The 22,276-nt window shown below is 70.9% G+C and carries 20 protein-coding genes; 8 read left to right on the top strand and 12 right to left on the bottom strand.

Annotated elements, in window-relative coordinates; all coding sequences use genetic code 11:
- Positions 1–232 precede the first annotated feature (232 nt).
- Genes prmC through WG212_RS06390 form a run of 3 tightly spaced genes read right to left on the bottom strand, consistent with a single transcriptional unit; the run spans position 233 to position 3,244 of the window.
- A complete protein-coding gene (prmC, locus tag WG212_RS06400; RefSeq protein ID WP_337186246.1) occupies positions 233–1,096 on the bottom strand; it encodes a peptide chain release factor N(5)-glutamine methyltransferase in 864 nt (287 codons plus the stop codon).
- Complete coding sequence (locus WG212_RS06395) at positions 1,093–1,881, bottom strand: MOSC N-terminal beta barrel domain-containing protein (protein ID WP_337186245.1); 789 nt, start codon at positions 1,879–1,881, stop codon at positions 1,093–1,095. The genes prmC and WG212_RS06395 overlap by 4 nt, the downstream gene beginning before the upstream one ends.
- A 31-nt stretch (positions 1,882–1,912) precedes the next feature.
- Positions 1,913–3,244 carry an alpha/beta hydrolase gene (locus tag WG212_RS06390; protein ID WP_337186244.1) on the bottom strand — a complete coding sequence of 444 codons (1,332 nt, stop codon included), beginning with the start codon at positions 3,242–3,244 and terminating at the stop codon, positions 1,913–1,915.
- A 128-nt stretch (positions 3,245–3,372) separates the two neighbouring features.
- Here WG212_RS06390 and WG212_RS06385 point away from each other — a divergent pair, with 128 nt between their 5' ends.
- Complete coding sequence (locus WG212_RS06385; protein WP_337186243.1) at positions 3,373–4,512, top strand: YihY/virulence factor BrkB family protein; 1,140 nt, start codon at positions 3,373–3,375, stop codon at positions 4,510–4,512.
- Here the strand turns inward: WG212_RS06385 and prfA are convergent.
- Complete coding sequence (gene prfA, locus WG212_RS06380) at positions 4,457–5,533, bottom strand: peptide chain release factor 1 (protein WP_337186242.1); 1,077 nt, start codon at positions 5,531–5,533, stop codon at positions 4,457–4,459. The genes WG212_RS06385 and prfA overlap by 56 nt on opposite strands.
- Positions 5,534–5,622: 89 nt before the next feature.
- Between prfA and WG212_RS06375 the strand changes: the two genes are divergently transcribed.
- Positions 5,623–6,201 (top strand): pyridoxamine 5'-phosphate oxidase family protein, encoded by a 579-nt coding sequence (locus tag WG212_RS06375; RefSeq protein ID WP_337186241.1) that lies wholly within the window; start codon positions 5,623–5,625, stop codon positions 6,199–6,201.
- A 77-nt stretch (positions 6,202–6,278) separates the two neighbouring features.
- On the opposite strand, the gene WG212_RS06370 is transcribed toward WG212_RS06375, so the two are convergent.
- The 4 genes from WG212_RS06370 to ptsP all read right to left on the bottom strand — a co-directional run bounded on the left by WG212_RS06370 (position 6,279) and on the right by ptsP (position 11,344).
- On the bottom strand, positions 6,279–6,572 hold the full coding sequence (locus tag WG212_RS06370; protein ID WP_337186240.1) for a hypothetical protein: 294 nt from the start codon (positions 6,570–6,572) through the stop codon (positions 6,279–6,281).
- 90 nt (positions 6,573–6,662) lie between these two features.
- Entirely contained in the window at positions 6,663–7,805 is a 1,143-nt protein-coding gene (ispG, locus tag WG212_RS06365) for a flavodoxin-dependent (E)-4-hydroxy-3-methylbut-2-enyl-diphosphate synthase (protein WP_337186239.1), read from the bottom strand.
- A gap of 79 nt (positions 7,806–7,884) precedes the next feature.
- Positions 7,885–9,030 carry a RodZ domain-containing protein gene (locus WG212_RS06360; RefSeq protein WP_337186238.1) on the bottom strand — a complete coding sequence of 382 codons (1,146 nt, stop codon included), beginning with the start codon at positions 9,028–9,030 and terminating at the stop codon, positions 7,885–7,887.
- A gap of 52 nt (positions 9,031–9,082) precedes the next feature.
- Complete coding sequence (gene ptsP / locus WG212_RS06355; protein ID WP_337186237.1) at positions 9,083–11,344, bottom strand: phosphoenolpyruvate--protein phosphotransferase; 2,262 nt, start codon at positions 11,342–11,344, stop codon at positions 9,083–9,085.
- A 128-nt stretch (positions 11,345–11,472) separates the two neighbouring features.
- On the opposite strand from ptsP, the gene WG212_RS06350 reads away from it, so the two are divergent.
- Entirely contained in the window at positions 11,473–12,885 is a 1,413-nt protein-coding gene (locus WG212_RS06350) for a cytochrome P450 (protein ID WP_337186236.1), read from the top strand.
- A 6-nt stretch (positions 12,886–12,891) separates the two neighbouring features.
- Here WG212_RS06350 and WG212_RS06345 read toward each other — a convergent pair whose 3' ends face one another.
- A complete protein-coding gene (locus WG212_RS06345) occupies positions 12,892–14,067 on the bottom strand; it encodes an amidohydrolase family protein (RefSeq protein ID WP_337186235.1) in 1,176 nt (391 codons plus the stop codon).
- Between the two features lie 170 nt (positions 14,068–14,237).
- Here WG212_RS06345 and WG212_RS06340 point away from each other — a divergent pair, with 170 nt between their 5' ends.
- Entirely contained in the window at positions 14,238–15,959 is a 1,722-nt protein-coding gene (locus tag WG212_RS06340) for an alpha/beta fold hydrolase (protein WP_337186234.1), read from the top strand.
- 3 nt (positions 15,960–15,962) lie between these two features.
- Here the strand turns inward: WG212_RS06340 and WG212_RS06335 are convergent, their stop codons facing one another.
- Positions 15,963–16,592 carry a metalloregulator ArsR/SmtB family transcription factor gene (locus WG212_RS06335; RefSeq protein ID WP_337186233.1) on the bottom strand — a complete coding sequence of 210 codons (630 nt, stop codon included), beginning with the start codon at positions 16,590–16,592 and terminating at the stop codon, positions 15,963–15,965.
- A gap of 69 nt (positions 16,593–16,661) precedes the next feature.
- Between WG212_RS06335 and WG212_RS06330 the strand changes: the two genes are divergently transcribed.
- A complete protein-coding gene (locus tag WG212_RS06330) occupies positions 16,662–18,077 on the top strand; it encodes an MFS transporter (protein ID WP_337186232.1) in 1,416 nt (471 codons plus the stop codon).
- Here the strand turns inward: WG212_RS06330 and WG212_RS06325 are convergent.
- Complete coding sequence (locus WG212_RS06325; RefSeq protein ID WP_337186231.1) at positions 18,058–18,603, bottom strand: GNAT family N-acetyltransferase; 546 nt, start codon at positions 18,601–18,603, stop codon at positions 18,058–18,060. The genes WG212_RS06330 and WG212_RS06325 overlap by 20 nt on opposite strands.
- 15 nt (positions 18,604–18,618) lie before the next feature.
- Complete coding sequence (locus WG212_RS06320) at positions 18,619–19,866, bottom strand: aspartate kinase (protein WP_337186230.1); 1,248 nt, start codon at positions 19,864–19,866, stop codon at positions 18,619–18,621.
- Between the two features lie 118 nt (positions 19,867–19,984).
- Between WG212_RS06320 and ubiG the strand changes: the two genes are divergently transcribed.
- The 3 genes from ubiG to WG212_RS06305 are packed head-to-tail and all read left to right on the top strand — an operon-like array spanning position 19,985 to position 22,225.
- Complete coding sequence (gene ubiG / locus WG212_RS06315; RefSeq protein ID WP_337186229.1) at positions 19,985–20,740, top strand: bifunctional 2-polyprenyl-6-hydroxyphenol methylase/3-demethylubiquinol 3-O-methyltransferase UbiG; 756 nt, start codon at positions 19,985–19,987, stop codon at positions 20,738–20,740.
- 43 nt (positions 20,741–20,783) lie between these two features.
- Positions 20,784–21,587, top strand: a complete 804-nt coding sequence (locus tag WG212_RS06310) for an FkbM family methyltransferase (RefSeq protein WP_337186228.1) — start codon at positions 20,784–20,786, stop codon at positions 21,585–21,587.
- A gap of 47 nt (positions 21,588–21,634) precedes the next feature.
- On the top strand, positions 21,635–22,225 hold the full coding sequence (locus WG212_RS06305) for a TetR/AcrR family transcriptional regulator (RefSeq protein WP_337186227.1): 591 nt from the start codon (positions 21,635–21,637) through the stop codon (positions 22,223–22,225).
- Positions 22,226–22,276: the final 51 nt, after the last annotated feature.

Genomic DNA, 22,276 nt, shown 5'->3' with positions numbered 1-22,276 from the left:
GTTCTTCCCTAGCGCCTCTTCGGCGGCTTGGCTTTCCGCGTGGACGGGCCTCGGCCCGGTCAGTCCCCAAGAAAGCGAAAGTGTTCCCCGTCTTCCGCCCGGAAGCTCGCCAGCGAGAGGCCCCTGATGGTGAAGGCGCCGCGCTTGTCAGGGCGGGCGGGCGTCCTTCATGGGGACGCATCTACCAGCAACACCGACGGATTTGGGTGGAGACGAGACCTGATGTAGCGAGTCAGGTCGTCGTTTCCAAGGTCTTTTTCTCGCCGACCACCACACGGTCGCGATCGGCCAGGTCCCGGATCGTCTCGATGAAGACTCCGCCCGCCTCGCGGAAGAGCGTTTCGACCGCGCTCTTCTGGTCGTAGCCGATCTCCACGGCGAAGCGCCCGCCCGGCTTCAGCACCCGCAGGATCTCGGGCGCCAGGATGCGGTAGTGGTCCAGCCCGTCGGCGCCGCCGGCCAGCGCCAGGCGCGGCTCATGGTCGCGCACCTCGGGGTCGAGGGTCTGGATCACCTCTTCGGCGATGTAGGGCGGATTGGCCACCACGAGGTCGAAGCCCTCGCTCTCGATCCCCGCCGTCCAGTCGCCGCGCAGGAACGCCGCCCGGCCGGCGAGGCCCAGGGAGGCGGCGTTGTCGCGGGCCACGGCCAGCGCCTCCTCCGACACGTCGATCCCGAGCCCCCGGGCCGCCGGGCGCTCGGCGAGCAACGCCAGGAGGATCGCGCCCGATCCCACGCCCAGGTCCAGGATGCGCCGCGGCGCATGCTCGGGGAAATCGCGCAGCGCGTACTCCACCACCGTCTCGGTATCGGGCCGGGGCGTCAGCACGTCGGGGGTCACCCGCAGCATGATCTTCCAGAATCCCTTGCGGCCCAGGATGTGGCTCACCGGCTCGCGCTTCTCCCGGCGTGAAACATAGTCTTCAAGCCGGGCGGCCTGCTCGGGCGTCAGCGTCCGATAGGGGTCGCTCACGATGTCCACGCGGGTGGCGTCGGCCGCCGCCTCGACCAGCAGCCGGGCGTCGATGACGGGGCCGGGCACGCCGGCGGCCTCGAGGCGCGCCTTCGCGCCCTGCCAGGCCTGGAGCAGGTTCATGGGCGCGCCTCGGCGACATCCTGCGGCGCCGTCGCCGCATCCCCGAGGGCCACACGGCCGGCGGCGGTCACATGGACGTAGACGCCGCAGAGCATATGGCCGTAGTGGTCGAAGAGGGCCTTCACCACCTCCTGGTCGCGCACCCCCGTGGCCGGGTCCACCTCGGTGGCGGCGCAACGGACGATAGGCTTGTAGACCTTGGCCCTGGCCCAGCCGGCCATCAGTTCGCGGCCTTCCCAGGCGTTCTCGACCCAGGCTGGCCACCCCTCGACGTAGAGGTTCCCGCGGAAGCGCAGCGGGTCGAGCTCCACGCCCATCTTCGCCGACAGGTCGCGCACGGAGGCGAGGTTGATGATCGAGACCTGACCCAGGGGATGGTCGGTGAAGCGGAACCCGCCGCGGGCGTCCATCACCTTCAGGGGGCCGCGGATCTCTTCGGACGGCAGCAAGCCCGTCAGCCAGCCGGCGAAGGTCTCGCGGTCGGCGGCGGCGTCCAGCCGGCCCGACCAGGCGCGGGCGTCCGGCGCCTCGGCGGTCATGACCCCGGACGCGTCGTCCAGCCGCGTGCGGACCCGCGCCACCTCGGGGATCGTGGCCAGCACGGTGAACTTCTGCTTCGTCGTCCAGGCCGGCGCGTCGGGATCGAAGCCCGAGGGGCCGTTCTCCACCGCCCAGACCCGGTCGTGCGGAAATCCCTCTCCGGGGGCCAGGTCCACATGGTCCAGGGGCTCGGGCGTGAAGCCCTTGATGGGATGGCGGAAGATCGCCGCGATATGGCCGCTCATGAAGGGTTTCTCGCCGAAAGCCGCCCCGGGCTCAAGGCGTGGGTCGCGGGCCGGGCTGCGCGAGCCGGCGCGCCGCCCCATAGGCGCCCTCCAGGCGGCCGTCCCGGGCGAAGTCCAGGACCGCGCGATAGTAGCCGTCGGCGTAGCGCGTCATGCGGCGCCCGCCCTCTGCGGCCTCGAACTCCATGATGCCGTGATCGGTGTCGGGAAACTCGATCACGGTGACGGGGCGCCCCGCCTCGGCCAGCGCGACCAGACGCCGCCGCGTCTCGTCCGGGGGAGCCTCGCGATCCGCGCCGGCCAGCACCCAGAGCACGGGCGTCGGCAAGGTCGACAGCACCCGCATGGGGTCGTAGGTCCAACTCGTGCCCTTGTCCATGTGCGGGCCGACCAGGCGCACGAGAGGCCCCGGGGCGTGGACGATCTGGCCGGTGAATTCGCCCTCCAGATCCTTCCACCACGGCTCCCGCCCATACTGCTTCCGCAACGCCGCCAGCGTGTCGAAGCCCTCCTTGAATCCGCTCGACATGATCTCGCCCGTGGCGTCGGCGACGCGGCCCGCCTTTTCCAGGACGTCGGGACCGTACCCCTTCTCGGCAAGGCCCAGCAGCACCTCGCCCTTGTCCTCCGCCAGAGGGCCGTCGGCCAGGCCGTAGCGGGCGATCACGAAGTCCACCGGCGTCTTGGAGGCCGCGAGCGGTGCGACCCAGCCGCCCTGGCTCGATCCGTCCAGGCCCACGCGGCCCGTCCGCGCGCCCGCCAGCCGCCGCGCCTCGCCAACCGCCGCCGCCGCGTCGTCGGACAGGATATCGAAGTCTTGGGTGTAGCGGCCGTTCGACCCGCCCGTCCCGCGCTTGTCGTAGACGAAGACGGCCACCCCCTGCGCCGGCCACAGGCGCTGCTCGATGCGGAAGTCGCGCGCCGAGGTGTCCTCCGAGCCATGCACCATCACGGCCACCGGCGCGGGACCGGCCCCCGGCGGCAGGACCAGCCGGCCGGCCAGCTCCACGCCGCCATGGCCCGCGAAGCGGGTTTCCAGGGTCTGGAACGAGAGCCTCTGGCCGGCCTGGCCCGCAAACCCGATCCGGTTCTCCGCGCAGGTCCCGAACGTCACGGCCACGCCGTCCGGCCGTCCCGTCCAGCCGAGCTTGCTGGTCCAGCCGCCGTCGGACCCGGCGGCCAGCAGGCCGGTCCGCCCGTCCATGAGGCGCCAGCGCAGGCCGCCGGGCGCCGGCGCCACGTCCACGAGGGCGCCGTCCGCCAGCCGGTAGACGCCGATATGGCAGTTGTCCACCAGCGCCTTGGGCTCGCCGCAGCCCGCCGCCGCCAGCGCCAGGGCCGCCGCCAGGATCGCCCGCCGCATGAAAGCCTCCATGTCCGTCTCGATCGGATGTCCCACCCGCGGGGCGCGGCGTCGAGTTAGGGATCGGTAAGGCGCCCGGGAACGGCGTGGCCGTCCAGCGGTTCTCTGGAGTGGGCAGGGAGGGCCGCGTGAGGTCAGGCGCTTCAGAGAACCCGTCCGCCGGCGATGCGGTAGCGCGGTCGAGCCTTGGCGGCCAGCCGCCCGCCGAAGCCGTCGACTTCGACGAGCAGGAGCCGGGACGCGGGCGGGCGGCCGCGCATCCGCTCCACATCCCCTGGCGTGGCTGGCGCGACATTGTGTGGCGGGTCTCGCGCGAGTTCGGCGAGGACAAGCTGACCGTGGTGGCGGGCGGCGTGACCTACTTCACACTGCTGGCGATTTTCCCGGCCCTGGGCGTCTTCGTCTCGCTCTACGGGCTGATCGCCGACGTGGGTGCGGTCCAGGCCCAGCTCGCCCAGCTCTCCGTGATCTTCCCGCCCGAGGCGGTGAGCCTGCTGGGCGATCAGATGATGCGACTGGCCAGCGGCCAGGCCGCCAGCCTTTCGCTGGCCTTCCTGGTCAGCCTGCTGCTGTCGCTCTGGAGCGCGGGCGCCGGAATCCGTGCGCTGGTCGACGGCCTGAACGTCGCCTACGACGAGGCCGAGCGCCGGCCCTACCTGCTGCGGACGGCGGTGACCTACGCCTTCACCCTGGTCCTGCTGGTCTTCCTGGCCGCGATCAGCGTCATCCTGGTGGCCGCGCCCATAGTGCTGGCCTGGTTCGGGATACGGGAAGGCCTGCTGGTCGCCGCGCGCTGGCCGCTGGTGTTCGTGGTGGCGGCGGGCTGCTTCGCCGTCGCCTATCGCTATGGCCCCAGCCGCAAGCCCGCCCGCTGGCGCTGGATCGCACCGGGGGCGTTCGCAGCGGCCGCCCTCTGGATTGCGGGATCGGCAGGATTCTCCTGGTATCTCAACCATGTCGCGCGCCTGGACGCGACCTACGGCTCGCTGGGCGCGGCGATCGCCTTCATGCTCTGGGTGTGGGTCTCGGTGCTGATCGTCCTCCTGGGCGCCGAGCTCAACGCCGAGATCGAGCACCAGACCGCCCAGGACTCGACCGTGGGACCGCCCAAGCCGATGGGCCAGCGCGGCGCGGCGGTGGCCGACGAGGTCGGCGGCGGCTTCATGGGGCTGCGCGCGGGCGCCGACCACGTGCGCGACCTCGCCCGGCGCTTCAGGCCAACTCGTCTTCGAGGGCGGCCAGCCGCGCCGCCTGGTCCTCGGCGATGAGCGGGCCGATGACGTCGTCCAGCGCTTCCCCTTCGATGACCTTCGCCAGATTGTAGAGCGTCAGGTTGATCCGGTGGTCGGTCACCCGGCCCTGCGGGAAATTGTAGGTGCGGATGCGCTCCGACCGGTCGCCCGACCCGACCTGACTTTTGCGGGCCTCGGAGCGGGCCGAGTCGATGGCCTCGCGCTGCATGTCGTACAGCTTGACCTTCAGCGCCTTCATTGCCCGCGCGCGGTTCTGATGCTGCGACTTCTCGGAACTGGTCACCACGATGCCGGTGGGCAGGTGCGTGATGCGTACGGCGGAGTCGGTTTTGTTGACGTGCTGGCCGCCGGCGCCGGACGAGCGGTAGGTGTCGATCCGCAGGTCCTGGTCGCGGATCTCGATCTCCACCTCCTCGGGCTCGGGCAGGACGGCGACCGTGGCGGCCGAGGTGTGGATGCGCCCCTGCGCCTCGGTGGCCGGTACGCGCTGCACCCTGTGGACGCCGCTCTCGAACTTCAGCCGCCCGAACACGCCGTCGCCGGTGATCGAGGCCACGATCTCCTTGTAGCCGCCCACCTCGCCCTCGGAGATGGAGTCGATCTCGACCCGCCAGCCGCGGCCCTGGGCGTAGCGCTGGTACATGCGGAAGAGGTCGCCGGCGAACAGGGCCGCCTCGTCGCCCCCCGTGCCGGCCCGGACCTCCAGGATGGCCGAGGCGTTCTCGTCCCGGTCCTTGGGCGCGAGCAGCAGGGCCACGTCGCGCTCCAGCACCGGCAGCCGTTCCTTCAGCGCTTCAAGTTCGTCGCGGGCCATCTGGGCCATCTCGGCGTCGCCCGAGGCGGCCATCTCCTCCAGTTCGGGCGCCTCGGCCCGGGCCTTCTCCAGCGTGGTGACCGCGTCGGCCACGGGCTTGAGCTCGGCGTGCTCCTTCGACAGCCGGACGATCTCGGCGCCGTCCGACGCCGCGCCCATGCGCGCCTCGATCTCGCGGAAGCGGTCGAGCACCTGGTCGAGCCTGGCCTGGGGGAGTCGCAACGTCGTCGGGTCCTTCGGAGGGCGCTGTCTCTACCCGAGCCGCCGCGCCACGACAAATCCGGTCTATGGTGGCGGCGGGAGGACACGTCATGTTCCACGAGGGCAACCGGGCGCTACAGGACGCCTTCGGCAGCCGCCCGCTGGCCGACCGGCTGGTGGAGAAGCTGCGCCACGACCGTTTCACTGAGGCGGAGTCGGCCTTCATCCAGGCCCAGCCCTTGTTCTTCCTCGCGACAGCCGACGCCGAAGGCCGGCCCGACTGCTCGTTCAAGGGGGGCGCCCCCGGCTTTGCGCGCGTGGTCGCGCCGGACCTGCTGGTGTTCCCCGACTACGACGGCAACGGCATGTTCAAGAGCCTGGGCAACATCGTCGCCAATCCGCACGTGGGCCTGCTGTTCATCGCCATGGGTGAAAAGCCGGGCCGCCTTCGCGTCAACGGCCGCGCCGAGGTGGTCCGGGACGACCCCCTGATGGAGGACATGCCGGGCGCCCAGCTTCTGGTGCGGGTGACGCCGGTCGACATCTTCCCCAACTGCCCCCGCTACATTCCCGACCTGGCCCGCGGCGAGGCCTCGCCCTACACGCCCCGGGCGGAGGCTTCCCCGGTGGAGCCGGCCTGGAAGGCCTGGCCCGACTTCGCCGATGTGGTCCCGCCGCGCCGGGCCTGAGGCCGGAGGTCTCCTGCAAGAGAAAGGCCCCCTCCGTCGCCGGAGGGGGCCTTCGCATCTCTGCGTCGCCGCTGGACTCAGGCGCGCTCGCCGGTCAGCGACGCGTTGCCGAACATGCCGAGCTTGCAGTTGCCGGTCATCTTGTCGCCGTCGACCTTGGCGGTGAACTCGAGCTTCATCGGCATCGGGTTGGTGATGTCGGTGCTCCAGGTCAGGGTGTCGCCGTCGACCTTGCCCGTCACTTCCTGCGCGCCCATCTCGCTGTCGACCTTGCCGGTGAAGGTGTCGCCGCTGGTGGCGATGCTCACCGCCATGGTGCGTGCGCCCATCGGCGTGTTGATCGTGACTTTCCAGTTGCCGTCCGCGGACATTCGTTCCTCCCTGGGAAATGGAGCGCCACCTAAACGCGTCTGGTCTCGCCGCGCAAGAGTGACGCGGGCGTCATTTTTGTGTCCGATTTGTCATTCGGCGGCGGTGGGGACCGCGTTCCGTTCGGCCTCGATCTCGGCGGCGCGGGCTTCCACCAGCTCGACGATGTGCTCGACCATGCGGTCGTTGTCCATCTTGTGGTCCGGCCGGCCGGCCACATAGACCATGCCCGAACCCTTGCCGCCGCCGGTGAAGCCCAGGTCGGTCATCAGCGCCTCGCCAGGCCCGTTCACCACGCAGCCGATGATCGACAGGCTCATGGGCGTGGCGACGTGAGCGAGCCGTTGCTCCAGCGCCTCCACCGTCTGGATCACGTTGAAGCCCTGCCGCGCGCACGAGGGACAGGCGATGATGTTCACGCCGCGGTGGCGCAGGCCCAGGCTCTTGAGGATGTCGAAGCCGACCTTCACCTCCTCGACCGGATCGGCGGCGAGGCTGACGCGGATGGTGTCCCCGATGCCGGCCCACAGCAGCGAGCCGATGCCGATCGAGGATTTCACCGTGCCGGTCCGCGTGGCGCCGGCCTCGGTCACGCCCAGGTGCAGCGGGCAGTCGATGGCCTCGGCGAGCTGCTGGTAGGCGGCGACGGTCATGAAGGGATCGGAGGCCTTCACGCTGATCTTGAACGCGTGGAAGTCGTGGTCCTGAAGGATGCGGGCGTGGTTCAGCGCGCTCTCGACCATCGCGTCGGGGCAGGGCTCGCCGTACTTCTCCAGCAGGTCGCGCTCCAGCGAGCCGGCGTTGACGCCGATGCGCATGGAGCAGCCGTGGTCGCGGGCGGCCTGCACCACGTCGCGCACGCGGGCGGGCGAACCGATGTTGCCGGGGTTGATGCGCAGGCAGGCCGCGCCGGCCTGCGCCGCCTCGATCCCGCGGCGGTAGTGGAAGTGGATGTCGGCCACCAGCGGGACCTTGGCCGCCCGGACGATCTCTCGGAACGCGGCGGTGGACTCCTCGTCGGGGCAGGAGACGCGGACGATGTCGGCGCCCGCCTCCTCGAGCTGCCGTATCTGTTCGATGGTGGCCGCGGCGTCGGCGGTCACCGTGTTGGTCATGGACTGGACCGTGATGGGCGCATCGCCGCCGACCTCCACCGACCCCACGCGGATCTTTCGGCTCTTGCGGCGGTCGATCGAACGCCAGGGGCGCACGGCGGTGTGGGCTTCGACGGTCATGACGCGTGGAAAATAGGCGCATCCGCGGCCCGAAGCGAGGGCCGGCCTCGCAATCCGCAAGGCCTCTGGGGGGCGGGCCTCAGGGGCGCGGCGTCGGAGCGGGCGAGGGCGCCGCCGCGACAGGTGCGGATGCGGCGGCGCTCCCGGCCGCCGGTGCGGGTCTGGCGGGGGGCGGGGTCGCGGCGACCGCCAGTTTCGACGCCAGGACCTGGGTCGAGGGCAGCACACCGCGGGACTGGCCGTTCACGAAGACCTGGAAATCCTGCGGGGCCGACACGTCGAGCGTCAGGCCGGCGAGCTGGGGCACCCGATAGGCCTCGCCCTTGGCGAGCTGGCGCGCGAAATAGACCGAGCCGTCGGCCCCGCGCACGATCAGCGCGCCGCCCTTCAGCGCCTGGACGGTGACCACCGACAGAATGCGGGTGTCGCCGGGGCCATAGATCGCGCCCTGGGGCGTGAAGACCGGCTTCAGGCTGGCCAGATCCACGGGCGGCGGTTCGCCCACGCGGGTGGGAGTCGGGATCTCGCCCGGCGGCCGGCCGTCGAGGCCCAGGGCGGCGGCCAGTCCGGGCGTCTCGTAGGCCGGCGGGGTGGTGGATTCCACGGGCGCGGGCAGGGGCTCGCCCAGCGCCACGGGACCCGACTTCATGTCCTCCAGCAGCTTCTCGGCCTTGGCCTCGGGAGCCAGCGGCGGCGGGGGCGCGGCCGCCATCATCGCCCGCTGGGCGACGTTCCACAGGACGATGGCGGCGATGATGAGCAGCGCGCCCACCACGAAGGTCGCGACGCGTGGGTCCCGCTCGTCCGCCACGCCCACCGGCGCGCGCAGAGGCTCGTCGAGCACCGGCTCGTCGCTCTTGAACCTTTCGATGGCGAGCTCGGGATCGGCGCCCAGGGCCGTGGCGTAGGCGCGGATGTAGCCGATGGTGAAGGGGCGCGAGGGCAGGGCCTCCAGCCGCATCTCCTCCAGCGCCTCCAGATAGGCCCGCCGCACCCGCGTGCTCTCGGCCACCTGCGCGAGCTCCAGCCCCCGCTCCAGGCGGATGGCGCGCAGGGCCGCGCCGATGCTTTCGTGCGCATGGAGGGGATCGCGCGGCGCGTCCGGTTCGGCCGGGCCGGCGTCGGCGGCGGGTTCCGGATTGGACGCCGCGAGGTTCAGCATCGCCCGCATCCGCTCGCGCCCGGAGGCGGCGGCCTGCTTCTTCGAGGGGCGTTTCTTCAGCAAGCGGATTTCGGGGCTCCTCGCCCCGCAGAGTGTCTACGGATTCGGGCGAGTCTCAGACCGCGAGGTAGAGTTTGCGCGCGAGCGTTTCAATCTCGTTCCGCACCGAGCCGGCGCCCGACTTGAGCAGGGCCGAGACGCCTCGCCGCGCCGCCTCGCGATCGCAGGACAGCACCATCTGCTTGACCGGCCCGACGCCGGTGGCGGGCATGGACAGCCGCTCGAAGCCCAGGGCCACCAGGGCGAACGCCTCCAGCGGCCGGCCCGCCATCTCGCCGCAGATGCTGACGGGCGTGCCCGTCTCGGCGCAGGCCCGCTGGATCTGCTCCATGGCCCGGAGCGCCGGGGGCGAGAGGAAGTCGTAGCGGTCGGCCACCCGCGGGTTCCCCCGGTCGGCGGCGAACAGGTACTGCATCAGATCGTTGGTGCCGACGCTGACGAAGTCGGTCATCGGCAGGAGCGCGTCCAGGTGCCAGACCAGCGACGGCGCCTCGATCATGGCTCCGACGTCGAGCCGCGAAGGCGCCGGGCGCCCGCGCCGCTGCGCCCAGGCCACCTCCTGGTCCACCCAGCCGCGCGCCGCGCGGAACTCGTCCACGTTGGCGATGAGGGGGAACATGATCCGCAGCGGCCGGCCCCGCGCCGCGGCGATCAGCGCCCGCAGTTGCAGCCTGAGCAGCGCCGGCCGGTCCAGGCCCATGCGCACGGCGCGCCAGCCCAGGGCGGGGTTCTCCTCGCGCTCGGCCTCCATGTAGGGCAGCACCTTGTCGCCGCCGAGGTCCAGGGTGCGGAAGGTGACGGGCAGGTCGCCGGCCGCGTCCATGACCCTGGCGTACAGCGCGGTCTGGGCGTTGAAGCGCGGCATCTCCTCCGAGACCATGAACTGGAACTCGGTGCGGAACAGGCCGATGCCCTCGGCGCCCGTGTCGGCCAGGCTCTCCAGGTCCACGTCCAGGCCGGCGTTCATCAGTAGGGTGATCTTCACCCCGTCGCGGGTGAAGGCCGGCGTGTCCTTCAGCTTGGCGAACTCGGCCTGCCGCTGGCGGCGCACGTCGACGCGGGCCTGGATGGCCTTCACCACGTCGGGGCGGGGCCGCAGGAACGCCTCGCCCGTCTCGGCGTCGACGATCACCGGGTCGCCTTCCGAGACCTTGTCGCGCAGGCCGCTGAGCCGCCCGACGCAGGGGATATCCAGCGCCCGCGCCACGATCGCGGCGTGGCTGGCGGACGACCCTTCCTCCAGCAGGAGGCCGCGAAGTCGGGTCCGATCGTATTCGAGGAGGTCGGCGGGGCCGAGATTCCGGGCGATCAGGATCGCGTCGTCCGGCAGTTCGCGCGCCACGCTGCCGTTGCCCGAGAGGTGCCGCAGCAGCCGGTCGTTCAGGTCTTCCAGGTCGTGCAGGCGTTCGCGCAGGTAGGGGTCCCGGGCCTGGCCCAGCCGGGCGCGATGCTCGGAGCGCACCCGTTCCACCGCGGCCTCGGCCGTCAGGCCGTTGCGCACCGCGTCTTCGAGGCTGCGGTTCCAGCCGCGGTCGTGGGCGAACATGCGGTAGGTCTCGAGCACCTCGTACGAGGCGTCGACCAGGCCGTGCTGGCCCTCGAGCATCTGGTCGATCTGGCTCTTCAGCCCTTCCAGCGCCGCCGCGAGGCGCGCCTCCTCGGCCGCCACGTCGTCCGACAGCAGTTGCGACGAGGCGACCGGCGGCTCGTGCAGCACCGCCACGCCGTAGGCCAGGCCGTCGGCGAATTTCGACCCTTTCAGCCGCTCGGGCCGGCGGGGGGCCAGCTCGACGCCTTCCAGCTCGCCGACGCTGATCAATTCGCCCGAGGCGACCATCTCGGCCACCACCATGGCGACGATCTGGATGTCCTCGACCTCGTCCTCGGAATAGACCCGCTCGGTGCGGTTCTGGACCACCAGCACGCCGATGGCCCGCCCGCCGCGCAGCAGCGGCACGCCGAGGAAGGCGTGATAGGGGTCTTCGCCCGTCTCCGGCCGGTACGAGAACGCCGGATGCCCGGGCGCGTCGACCAGATTGAGCGGGCGGCCCAGCCGCATGATCTCGCCGACCAGGCCTTCGCCCGGCTTCATCCGGGTGACGTGGACGGCGTCGGGGTCCAGGCCCTCGGTGGCGAACAGCTCCATTTCGCCGTTGGCGCGCCGCAGGTAGATCGAGCACACCTCGGCCACCATGGAGAGCGCGATGATGCGCACCACCATGTTCAGGCGCTGCTGCGCGGGGCCGCCCCCGGCAAGCGCCTCCCGGATCTGCCGCAGCAGGCTCCGCTGACCTCGAATGGCGACCGTCGCAGCCATCCCTGGCGAAACTCCTCCCTGGGTTTTGCGGGTCCGTCCTTTCGCGGGGACCTAGCAGGAATGTCTTTCAAATCCGAGACTCAAAGGCCTGTCGCGATCCAAAAGCGATGTTTGCCCCGACAGGAGGCATGGCGATGGGCGTGCGGCTTCGCTACCTTCCGGGCGTGTCTTCCGTCGATGCGACCGCTCCCCGGCTGATCCCGCCCGGCGTGACGCCGCCGGACCGGTCGCTGCCCTACTTCCACGCGCTGTGGAAGCTGATCGACAACCCGATCGAGGCCTGGCCCCGCGCCGTCTACGAAGACCCCTTCTATCAGCGGAGGGATGAGCGCCAGACGTTCCTCTACGCCTGCGACCCGGCGATGCTGAAGGACATCCTGCTGGACAAGGCCGAGGCCTTTCCCAAGGACTGGATGTTCGAGCGGGTCACCAGGCCGGCGCTGGGCGACGGCCTCCTCACCGCCCACGGCGAAGCCTGGCGCTGGCAGCGCCGCGCCGCCGCGCCGGGGTTCCGCCCCGACAACGTGGCGGCGATGACGCCGGTGATCAGCGCCGCCGCCGACGCCGCCCTGGCCCGCTGGCGGGACCTGGGCGAGGGCGCGCGCCTCGATGTCTCCACCGAGATGACGGCCATCACCTTCCAGGTGATCCTCGACACCATGCTGTCGGGCGGGGACGGGATCGACGTCCCCTCCGCGGCCCGGCGGATCACGGACTATCTGGAGACCCTGGGCGGCATCACCGTCGCCGACCTGCTGCGCTGGCCCACCTGGACAAGGGTGGCGCTGGCGCCGCGGGGCCACCGCGCCCTGGTCGCGCTGAAGGCCACGGTCGGCGCCATGGTGGCGCGCCGCCGCCGCGAACCGCCGCGCGGGGATCTCGTCGATCTCCTCATGCAGGCCCAGGACCCGGAGACGGGACGGCGGATGGACGACGTGCTCCTGCGCGACAACCTGCTCACCTTCATCGGCGCGGGTCACGAGACGACGGCGCTGGCCCTGACCTGGTCGCTCTTCCTGCTGGGCCTGGATCCGGCGACGGCCGAACGCGTGCGCGACGAGGTGACCGAGGTCGCCGGCGACGCCAGCCTGACTCACGCGCACGTCGAACGCCTCGTGTTCACCCGGCAGGTGGTGCAGGAGGCGATGCGCCTCTACCCCTCGCTGCCCCTGATGAGCCGGATGTGCGCCGAGGATGTGGAGGCGGGCGGCCTCCGGGTGGCCAAGGGGACCTTCGTGTTCATCCCGATCTATGCGATCCACCGCCACAGGCGCCTCTGGCGCGATCCCGACGCCTTCGATCCCGCGCGTTTTGGCCCCGAGGAGAGCGTCGGCCGTCACCGCTTCGCCTACCTGCCCTTCGGTGGCGGCCCCCGCGTGTGCATCGGTCAGGCCTTCGCGCTCATCGAGGCCGTGGCGATCCTGGCCACCCTGGTCCGGGGCGCGTGGCTGGAGCCGGACCCGGGCCATCGCATCCGCCCCGTCATGCGCGTCTCCATGCGGCCCCAGGGCGGCCTGCCGATGACGCTGCGGCTCCGGTAGGCCGGATCAGGCCGCGTCGGCGAAGATCCTCAGGAAATTCCCGGCGTAGAACTTGTCCCGCACCGCTTCCGACCGCTCGCCCAGCGCGGCCTCGAACCGCCCGATCGGGTTCCGGCCGCCCTCGATGTGCGGATAGTCGCTGGAGAACAGGTAGAGGTCGGGGTTCGACTGGTCGATGAAGGCGCCCACTTCCTCGAACACGAAGGGCGTGAAGGCGAGCTGCTCGGTGATCTGCTGGCTGGGCGTGCGGCGCAGCCGTTGCAGGTTCTCGTCGTTGCGGCTCCAGTGCTTCACCACCCAGTCCAGGCGGCGCAGCAGCTCGGGAACCCAGCCGGCGCCCAGCTCCACCGCCGCGCCGCGCAGGGCCGGATGGCGCTCCAGCACGCCGTCCAGCACCATCATGGTCAGGAACTGCTCCGGCCCCTCGTGCAGCAGGGCGATGTCCTTGGTGCGCAGGTTCTCGCCGCCGCCCAGCCAGTCCTTGGTCGGCGGCCGGCCGTTGTTCATCCAGGCCTTGGCCAGTTGCAGCGGCGCGCCGCCCACATGCAGCAGGAACGGCGTGCCCGTCTCGGCCAGCCGCGCCCAGAAGGGATCCAGGTCCACGTGGCCCGGCGAGCGCTCCCCGCAGGGCCGGTGCGGAACCCAGGCGGCCCTCAGGCCTTGGGACAGCGCGAATTCCAGTTCGGCCAGCGCCAGCTCGGGTTCGTCCAGCGGGATGACGGCGACGCCCATCAGCCGGCGGTCGGCGCGGCAGAAGTCGGCCATGTGGCGGTTGTGCGCCCGGGCCGCGCCATAGCGCAGCCGCGGTTCCAGCTTCGAGCTGGGCGAAAAGGGCATCGCCACGCTGTGGGTGGCGAACACGAGCTGCCTGCGGAAACCGAGCAGGTCCATGGCCACGCTGCGATCCGAGGGATTGAAGGCGCCCAGCGCCTGGATCTCCTTGGATTTGACGATCAGGTCGTCGCCCAGCGCGATCTGAGCGGCCACATGCTCGGCGCTGTGCCGGTTGCCCTGGCCCACGATCACCGCCACCTCTTCGTCGGTGACGATCGAGGCCGAATAGCTGACCTCCGGAATCTCGTCGCGAAGGTCCGGATCGGCGTAGGCCTTCAGGAAATCCGGAAGCTCCATGATGTGGCTGTCGGCGTCGTAGTAAGGCCGGTGGGCCGGGGCGTAGGGCATCGGTCGTCCTCCCGCGCCGGCGATCCTCTGATGGGGCGGCTCGGCGCGTCCACACTATGACGCGGGCGCGGCGGGCTGTCAGGTCCGTCGATCGGCCGCTTGTGGCGGGGCTTGAGCTTTCCGGCCCCCGGGATCATCGTTCGCCCAAACGCAGGGGTGGGGGGAACGCGATGCGGAAGTGGCTGGCCTTCGGCCTGGCCTGGGCGCTGATCCTGGGCGGCGGGTTCCTGGCGAACCGGGTGCAGACCGGCGGCGGCCGGGTGACGGTGTCCGAGGTGCGTATCCCGGCCGGAGACGGGCTGGCCGTCTCGGGTCTGCTCTACCGGCCCATCGCGGCGACCAGCCAGGCGCGGGCGCCGGCGGTGCTGGTCAGCCACGGCTACATCAACACCCGCGAGATGCAGAGCCCGTTCGCCATCGAGCTCAGCCGCCGGGGCTTCGTAGTGCTGGCGATGGACATGACAGGTCACGGCTGGTCGGGCGGGATCGTGGGCACGGCCGACTTCGGCGGTCCCGCCGCCCTCCGATGGCTGCGCGGCCTGCCGTACGTCGATCCCGACAACATCGGGATGGAGGGTCACTCGATGGGCGGCAATCCCATCCTGGCCGCCGCGGTCGAAATCCCCGACGGCTATCGCGCCATCGTCCTGGAGGGCGCGACCCTGGGTCTCCTGGGCGCCAAGGCCCCCGAGGCGCCGCGCAACCTGGCCGTGGTGTTCGGCGCCTACGACGAGTTCGCGGGCCTGATGTGGCAGGTCCCCAAGGGCTCCGAGATCGGCCGGTCGGCGAAGCTTCGGGCCCTCTTCGGCGTCTCGGGGCCGGTGGAGCCGGAACGCGTCTACGGTTCGATCTCCGACGGAACGGCGCGGCGGCTGTCCGTGCCGCCGGTGACTCATCCCTGGGAGCATTTCTCGAACGCCGCGGTGGGTGCGGCGGTCGACTGGTTCCAGCGCACGCTGCGCACGCCCGATGCGAAGCCGGCGTACGATCAGGTCTGGATCTGGAAGGAAGTCGGCACGCTGGTCAGCTTCGCCGGCCTGGTCTGGCTGATCCTGGCCACCTTCGACCTGTTGCTCGCCTGGCGGCCGTTCGCGAGCCTGAAGCACCCGGCCGAGCCCGTCGCCGCGCGGCGCGACGGGCGGTGGTGGCTGGCGCTGGCGGCGACGGCCGCGATCCCCGCCGTCACCTACCTCCCGCTGATGAAGGCCGGGCAGGTGTTCTTCCCCAACCCGGCCTTCCCGCAGTGGGTGCAGAACCAGCTCGTCGTCTGGGCGCTCGGGACGGCCCTGATCGGCTGGGTGATCGGCCTGCTCCTGCGGCGCCGCGCGGTCTTCGCCAACCGCTGGGGCGCCTCGATCCTGATGGCGCTGGCCGTGATGGCCGTGGCTTACGCCGCCATGCTGGCGCTCCACGCTCTGTTCAAGACCGATGCGCGGTTCTGGGTGGTCGGGATGAAGACCCTCGACGCCACCCGGGCGATGCAGCTTCCGGGTTATCTGATCCTCTGGAGCATCTTCTTCCTCGTCACCTTCCGCGGCCTCTGCGCCCTGGCGGTGAAGGGCGAGGGGTTCGTGGCGCGGATCGGGTGGTTCAAGGCGGCCATGAGCCTGGGCTTCCTGGCCTTCGTGGCATGGCAGTATGCAACGCTGTTCTCCACCGGCCTCCTCGCCACCCCGAGCGAGCCGCTGAATGTGGTGATCGCCATCCAGTTCGTGCCGCTCCTGGCCATCGTCGGCGCCATCGCCGCGTGGACCTACAGCCGCACCAACGCCTACGTCCCCGGCGCACTGATCTGCGCCCTCTTCATAAGCTGGTACATCACCTCGGGGACCGCCAATCACTGGCAACCGGGCTACGAGCCGCAGCTTCCGGGGTCCGCGGCGAGGAAATGACGATCAGGCCCGGAGGGGCGTGATCCGATACGCGCAGCGGCGCGCCCCGGCCAGGATGTGGTCGGTGCGCTCGACCACGACGCCCGGCCCCAGCACGTCGCGGAAGACCTGCAGCTCGGCGCGGCAGAATCCCTGGCAGGCGGCCGCCGCCGCGCAGATCGGGCAGTGGTTCTCCACGAGGCGGAAGCCGCCGCCAGGGTCGGGCGACCAGTCGGCCATGTAGCCTTCCGCCGTCCGAATCTCGGCCAGGCGCGCGACACGCGCCTCCAGGGTGTCGACGCCCGCCATCGCCTTTGCATAGTCGTGCGCCGTAGCCTGTTCGCGGCGCAGGATGAGCCGTTCCAGGCCGTTCTCGCCGAACTCGGCCCGGAGGGCTTCCAGCATCTCCAGCGTCAGTTGCGCATGGGTGTCGGGGAACCGCGCCTGGGCGTTCTCGGTGAGGGACCAGATGCGGCGCGGGCGGCCCACCCCGCGCCGCTCGTCGACGTGGGTCACAAGCCCGCCCGCGACCAGGCGTTCCAGGTGCTGAAGCGTCGCCTGCCGGCTGATCCCGAACGCTTCGGACAGCGCCAGGGTTTCGGTCGGACCCCGGGTCTTCAGGTGCGTGAGGATACGGTCGGCGGGTGCGTGCATTTGACAATCATAGACTTGCAAAAATGCCCGGGCAGGTCTAGCCGAATTTGACATTGCCGAGATTGTCGAATGTCGAACGCGCCCCCGCCCGCTCAACCTGCCGCCACCTGGTCGGATCTGCTTGCCGACGGCCGTCTGCCGCGTTTCGCGCTCATCATGCTGGGCGTGTGGCTGAACGCGGCCGACAGTCTGGTCACCGCGACCATCCTGCCCAGCGTCGGCGCCGACCTGGGCGGCTTCGCCTATTTCTCGTGGGCGACGGCGGGCTTCTTCGTGGGCGCCATCCTGGCGGGGGCCAGCGCAGGGCGGCTGTCCGAGATGTTCGGCCTGCGCTCGGCCACGGCGGTCGCCGGCGTGATCATGGCCATCGGCTGCGTGATGAGCGCCGCGGCCCCCGACATCGGCTGGTTCCTGGCCGGCCGCCTGGTCCAGGGCCTGGGGTCGGGCTGGATCTCCGGGTTCGCCATGGTGGCCATCGCCTTCCTGTTCCCCGAGCGGCACCTGGCCCGCGTCTTCGCCGCCGTCACCTTCGTCTGGGGGATCGCGACCGTGCTGGGGCCGCTGTTCGGGGGCGTGGTGGTGGAGCATGGCCACTGGCGCGACGTCTTCTGGCTGTTCGCCATCCAGGCGGCGGTGTTCACGGTCGCCACGCCGTTCCTGCTGGGCGGCGCGGCGCGGGGCGACGGCGGTCCGGGCATCCCCTGGACCCAACTCGGCGTGCTGGGCCTGGGCGTCACCGCCATCGCCGTCGCCGACCTGGCCGGCGCCCCGGCGCTCTCCATCGGCCTGGTGGCCGCCGGCCTCGCGCTCCTGGTCCTGGTGGTGCGGATCGACGGCCGGGCGCGGGTGCGGCTGCTGCCGCACAGGTCGGGCGACCTGCGCACCGTCTGCGGCTCGGGCTACCTCGCCATGTTCGCCCTCACCGCCGCCTCGATGGGCTTCGCGATCTACGGCCCGCCGATCCTGCAACAGCTCCGGGGCTTCTCGCCGCTCTGGGCCGGCTATGTGGTGGGCGCGGAATCCATGGCCTGGACGCTCGCCGCCATCGCCGTAGCCGGCGCGACGGGCGCGTGGGACCGGCGCTGGGTCCGGTCCGGCGCGCTCTGCCTGGTCGCCAGCCTGGTGATCCTGGCCTGGTCCATGGGCGAGGGGCCGCTCGCGGCGGTGCTGCTGGGCGGGGGGCTGATGGGCGCGGCCTTCGGCCTCTCCTGGGCCTTCATGAGCCGCCGCGTCCTGGCCGCGCTGTCGGACGAGGACCGCGCCATCGGCTCGTCCGCCGTCACCGCCGTGCGCCAGACGGGGGCCGCGGCCGGGGCGGCGATCTCGGGCGTCGCGGCCAACCTGGTCGGCTTCTCGCACGGGCTGACCGACGCCAGCGCGCGGGCCGCCTCGGTCTGGGTGTTCGTCGCCGTGATCCCGCTGGCGCTGGTCGGCCTCTGGGCGGCCTGGCGGATGACGGCCCTCCCTACAGCCGCTTCGCCATGAGGATGTCGGGCTTGCCAGGCCCGTTCGCGTCGGGGATCAGGCCCACGATCTCGTAGCCCAGCCTGCGGTAGAAGGCGAAGGGGTGGCCGCGGGCCGTCGCCCTGACGCCCGCGATCTTGCCCGCCACGTCCGGATAGAGCGCGGCGCCGAAGAGGTTCGTGCCGCCGTACTCGTCGTCGGTTCCCAGGTAGAGGGTCAGCACGCCCGCCGCCTTCGCCCGCGCCTCCAACTCGCGCGTCAGCGCCGCCCCGATCCCGCGCCGCTGGAAGGCCGGGTCGACGGCCAGGGGGTGCAGCTCCCAGGCGTGGTCGTAGGTCGCCACGCGCCCGATCCAGCCGACGACCCGCCCGCCCTCGACCGCCGCGAAGGCCGCCCGATCCTCGTCCTCGAGGAAGCTCTCCACCTCCGCGTCGGCCTCGTCCTCGAACGTGCCGGGCCGGTCGGCGAAGGCCTCGCGCAGCACGCGCACGGCCTCGGCCCGCTGTTCGGGCGAGAGATCCGGGAAATCCACGAAGCGGGGCGTCATGCGCCCCAGTCTAGCTCAGAGCTGGTCCAGCCCGTAGGCGGCGTGCAGGGCGCGCACGGCCAGCTCGGTATAGGCCGCGTCGATCAGCACGCTGATCTTGATCTCCGACGTCGAGATCACCTGGATGTTCACGCCCTTCTCCGCCAGGGCCGAGAACATCGACTTGGCGACGCCGGCGTGGCTGCGCATGCCGACGCCGATGACCGACACCTTGGCCACATCCTCGTTCACCTGGACGTCGTCGAAGCCGACCTCTTTCTGGACGGTCCTCACGATCTCCACCGCACGCGCCGCGTCGCGCTTGCCGACGGTGAATTCCATGTTGGCCGTGTCCGCAGTGCGCGCGTGGCTCTGGACGATCATGTCCACGTTCACGTTCGCATCGGCCAGGGCGCCGAAGATGGAGGACGACACGCCCGGATGGTCGGGCAGGCCGAAGAGGCTGATCTTCGCCTCGTCGCGGCTGTAGGCCACGCCGCTCACGATCCGCTTCTCCACGATCTCCTCCTCGTCGCACACGATGGTGCCCTGGCCCGGCGCTTCGCCCGGCTCCACAAAACTCGACAGCACGCGCACCGGCACGTGATAGGCCATGGCCAGCTCGACCGAGCGCGTCTGGAGCACCTTGGCGCCCAGCGACGCCATCTCCAGCATCTCCTCGTACGAGACCTTGGCCAGCTTCCTCGCCTTGGACTCGATCCGCGGGTCGGTGGTGTAGACGCCGTCCACGTCGGTGTAGATGTCGCACGCCCCGCCCACGGCGGCGGCGATCGCCACGGCGCTGGTGTCCGAGCCGCCGCGGCCCAGGGTGGCGATGCGGCCGTCGCGGGTCACGCCCTGGAAGCCCGCGATCACCGCGATCTCGCCGGCGTCCATCGCCGCCGCCAGCCTTTCGGGCGGGATGTCGTCGATGCGCGCCCGGCCGTGGGCGTCGTCGGCGACGATCGGAATCTGCCAGCCCATCCAGGAACGGGCGTTCAGGCCCATGTTGCGGAGCGTCATGGCCAGGAGTCCGGCGGTCACCTGTTCGCCCGAGGCCACCACCACGTCGTACTCGTCGTCCGACGGCGTCAGCCCCGCGCCGGCCGGTCCCGCGCCGTCGGTCCAGGCCACCAGTTCGTTGGTCTTGCCGGCCATCGCCGAAACCACGACGGCCACGTCGTGGCCCGCGGCCTTCTCGGCCGCCACGAGGCGGGCTACGCGCCGGATGCGCTCCAGGTCGGCCACCGACGTGCCGCCGAACTTCATCACCAGGCGAGACATCGTGGCCCGATCAACCCCCATTGTGCGCCGCGAAAGGCGCAGCCTTCTAACGACGCGCGGACGTGTCCGCAACGCCCGGAATCTTTCGCTTTGCGGCCGAGAGGGACTAGATAGGCGGATGAGTTCGTCCGCCGCCCGCTCCAGCATCGATCCGGCCGAGGTCGAGACCTTCTCGAAGATCGCGGCGGAATGGTGGGACCCGCGCGGCAAGTTCGCGCCCCTTCACAAGTTCAATCCCGTCCGCCTGGCGTTCATATGGGATCAGGCCCTCTACCGGTTCGGTCGCGATCCCGCCCTGAGGCGGCCGTTCGAGGGCCTGCGGCTGCTGGATATCGGCTGCGGGGGCGGCCTGCTCTCCGAGCCCATGACCCGGCTGGGGTTCCAGGTGACGGGGGTGGACGCCTCGGACCGCAACATCGCCACGGCCTCGACGCACGCGGCGGAGCAGGGGCTCTCCATCGACTACCGGGCCTCCACCGCCGAGGCGCTGCTGGCGGCCGGCGAGCCGCCCTTCGATGTCGTCCTGAACATGGAGGTGATCGAGCACGTCGCCGACCCCGCCGCCTACCTCCGGGACTGCGCCGACCTGCTGAAGCCTGGCGGGCTGATGGTCGTGGCCACCCTGAACCGCACGCTGAAGGCGCTGGCGCTCGCCAAGATCGGGGCTGAATATGTCCTGCGCTGGCTCCCGGTGGGCGCGCACGACTGGAACAAGTTCCTGAAACCCGACGAGATCCGCAGCTTCCTCGCCCATAAGCCGGTCATTGTGGACGGGCCCTTCGGAGTCGTATTCAACCCGCTCACGGGCCGGTGGACGGAATCGACGGACACCGACGTGAACTACATGATGACGGTGGTCCGCGACGCCGCGTGAGGCGCGTCCACCGGGGGACAAGGGGCGCGTTTAAGGAGACCCGATGCCTTCGCTACGCGTGCTGGGTCACGCTTTCCGCGCCTGGCGTCGCAACCGCCGCTGGGCCAAGCACGAACCCGAGACACCCTATCTCGCCGACCTGCTGTCGGGCGCGCCGGTCTGCCTGCATGTCGGCGCAAGCGACGGCCGGCATTCCTACGTCATGACCCAGGTGGCGCCCAAGGCGAAGATCTGGGCGTTCGAGCCCTCGGCCTTCGCCTTCGAGGTGCTGAAGGTGGCCATCGCCTGGCATGGGCTGCGCGATCAGGTGACGCCCGTTCATGCGGCGGCCGGAGACCAGCCGGGTGAACTGCTGCTCGTCACGCCGCGAAAGACTTCGGGCCGCATGGGCCGCGCCTATGCCTACGTCGCCGAGACCCGGCCCAACGGACCCGCGCGGCCCGATCTCGAGGATACGGGCATGGACATCCAGCCCACCCCGGTGATCACGCTCGACGCCTACTGCGCCGAACAGGGTATCGACCGGGTCGACTTCATCCGCATGGACATCGAGGGCGCCGAACTGAAGGCGCTCAAGGGGGCGCTCGCCATCCTGGATCGGGACTGCCCGCACGTGCTGCTCGAAATCCATCCCGCGATGCTCCAGGCCCGTTTCGGCGCGTCGGGGGATGCGGTGCTCGATCTGTTCCGGGATCGCGGATATCGCATGTTCGCCCTGAACGGCGACCGGCTGGAGGAGCGCACGACCCTGGTCGAGGGGTTGCCCTGGAAGGACTATTTCTTCATCCACCCCAGCCGCGCCGCCCGCCTTCCCGACGGCGTCTTCAAGGCCCGGATGGCCGCGTAGACTCCGGCATTGGCCAGGATCGTCCCAGCCCGCCTATGATGGCGTCCATGGACTCCACCAGCGAGACGCCGGAGCGCCGGGGACGGGGCCGGCCGCGCGATACGCGCCTGCAGGAAAAGATCGAGACGGCGGCGCTGTCGGTCCTGGCCCGGCACGGCTTCTCGGGGCTGACCCTGGAACGCATCTGTGTCGAGTCGGGGGCGCCCAAGGCGACCTTCTATCGCCGCTGGCCCACGCCGACGGCGTGTGTGATGGATGCCTACGGCCGCGTCTGGAGCGAGGCTGAATACAAGGATACCGGCGACCCCCAGCAGGATCTCGAAGCCTTCGCGCACAAGCTGATGCAGCTCTACGGCCATCCCCTTCTGGGGCCGTGCTCGCTGGTGATCCAGAGCGAGAGCCGGGTCAATCCCGAGGTCAACGCGCGCGTGCAGAGCCGGGCGCTCCAGCGCCGGACCCGAAACACCGCGACGCTCCAGGCCGCGCTGGACCGCCTGTCCCGGCCGCCGGCCCTTTCGGCGGCGCTGATCCTGAACGCCCTCAACGGCGTGGCGCGCAATGTCGAGACGCTCCGCTGGCCGGTGAGCGATGACGAGCTGCGCCTTCTGATCCGCAGCCTGCTCAGCGCGCCCTCGTGAATTACGATACTCAAAAGTTGACATATTTAGAGAGCGGCGCGAAACCACGCT

The organism is Phenylobacterium sp. (assembly GCF_037189685.1).
Taxonomy (GTDB): domain Bacteria; phylum Pseudomonadota; class Alphaproteobacteria; order Caulobacterales; family Caulobacteraceae; genus Phenylobacterium.
Note: the sequence above shows the minus strand (reverse complement) of the source record. Positions and strands in the feature narration are given on the sequence as shown.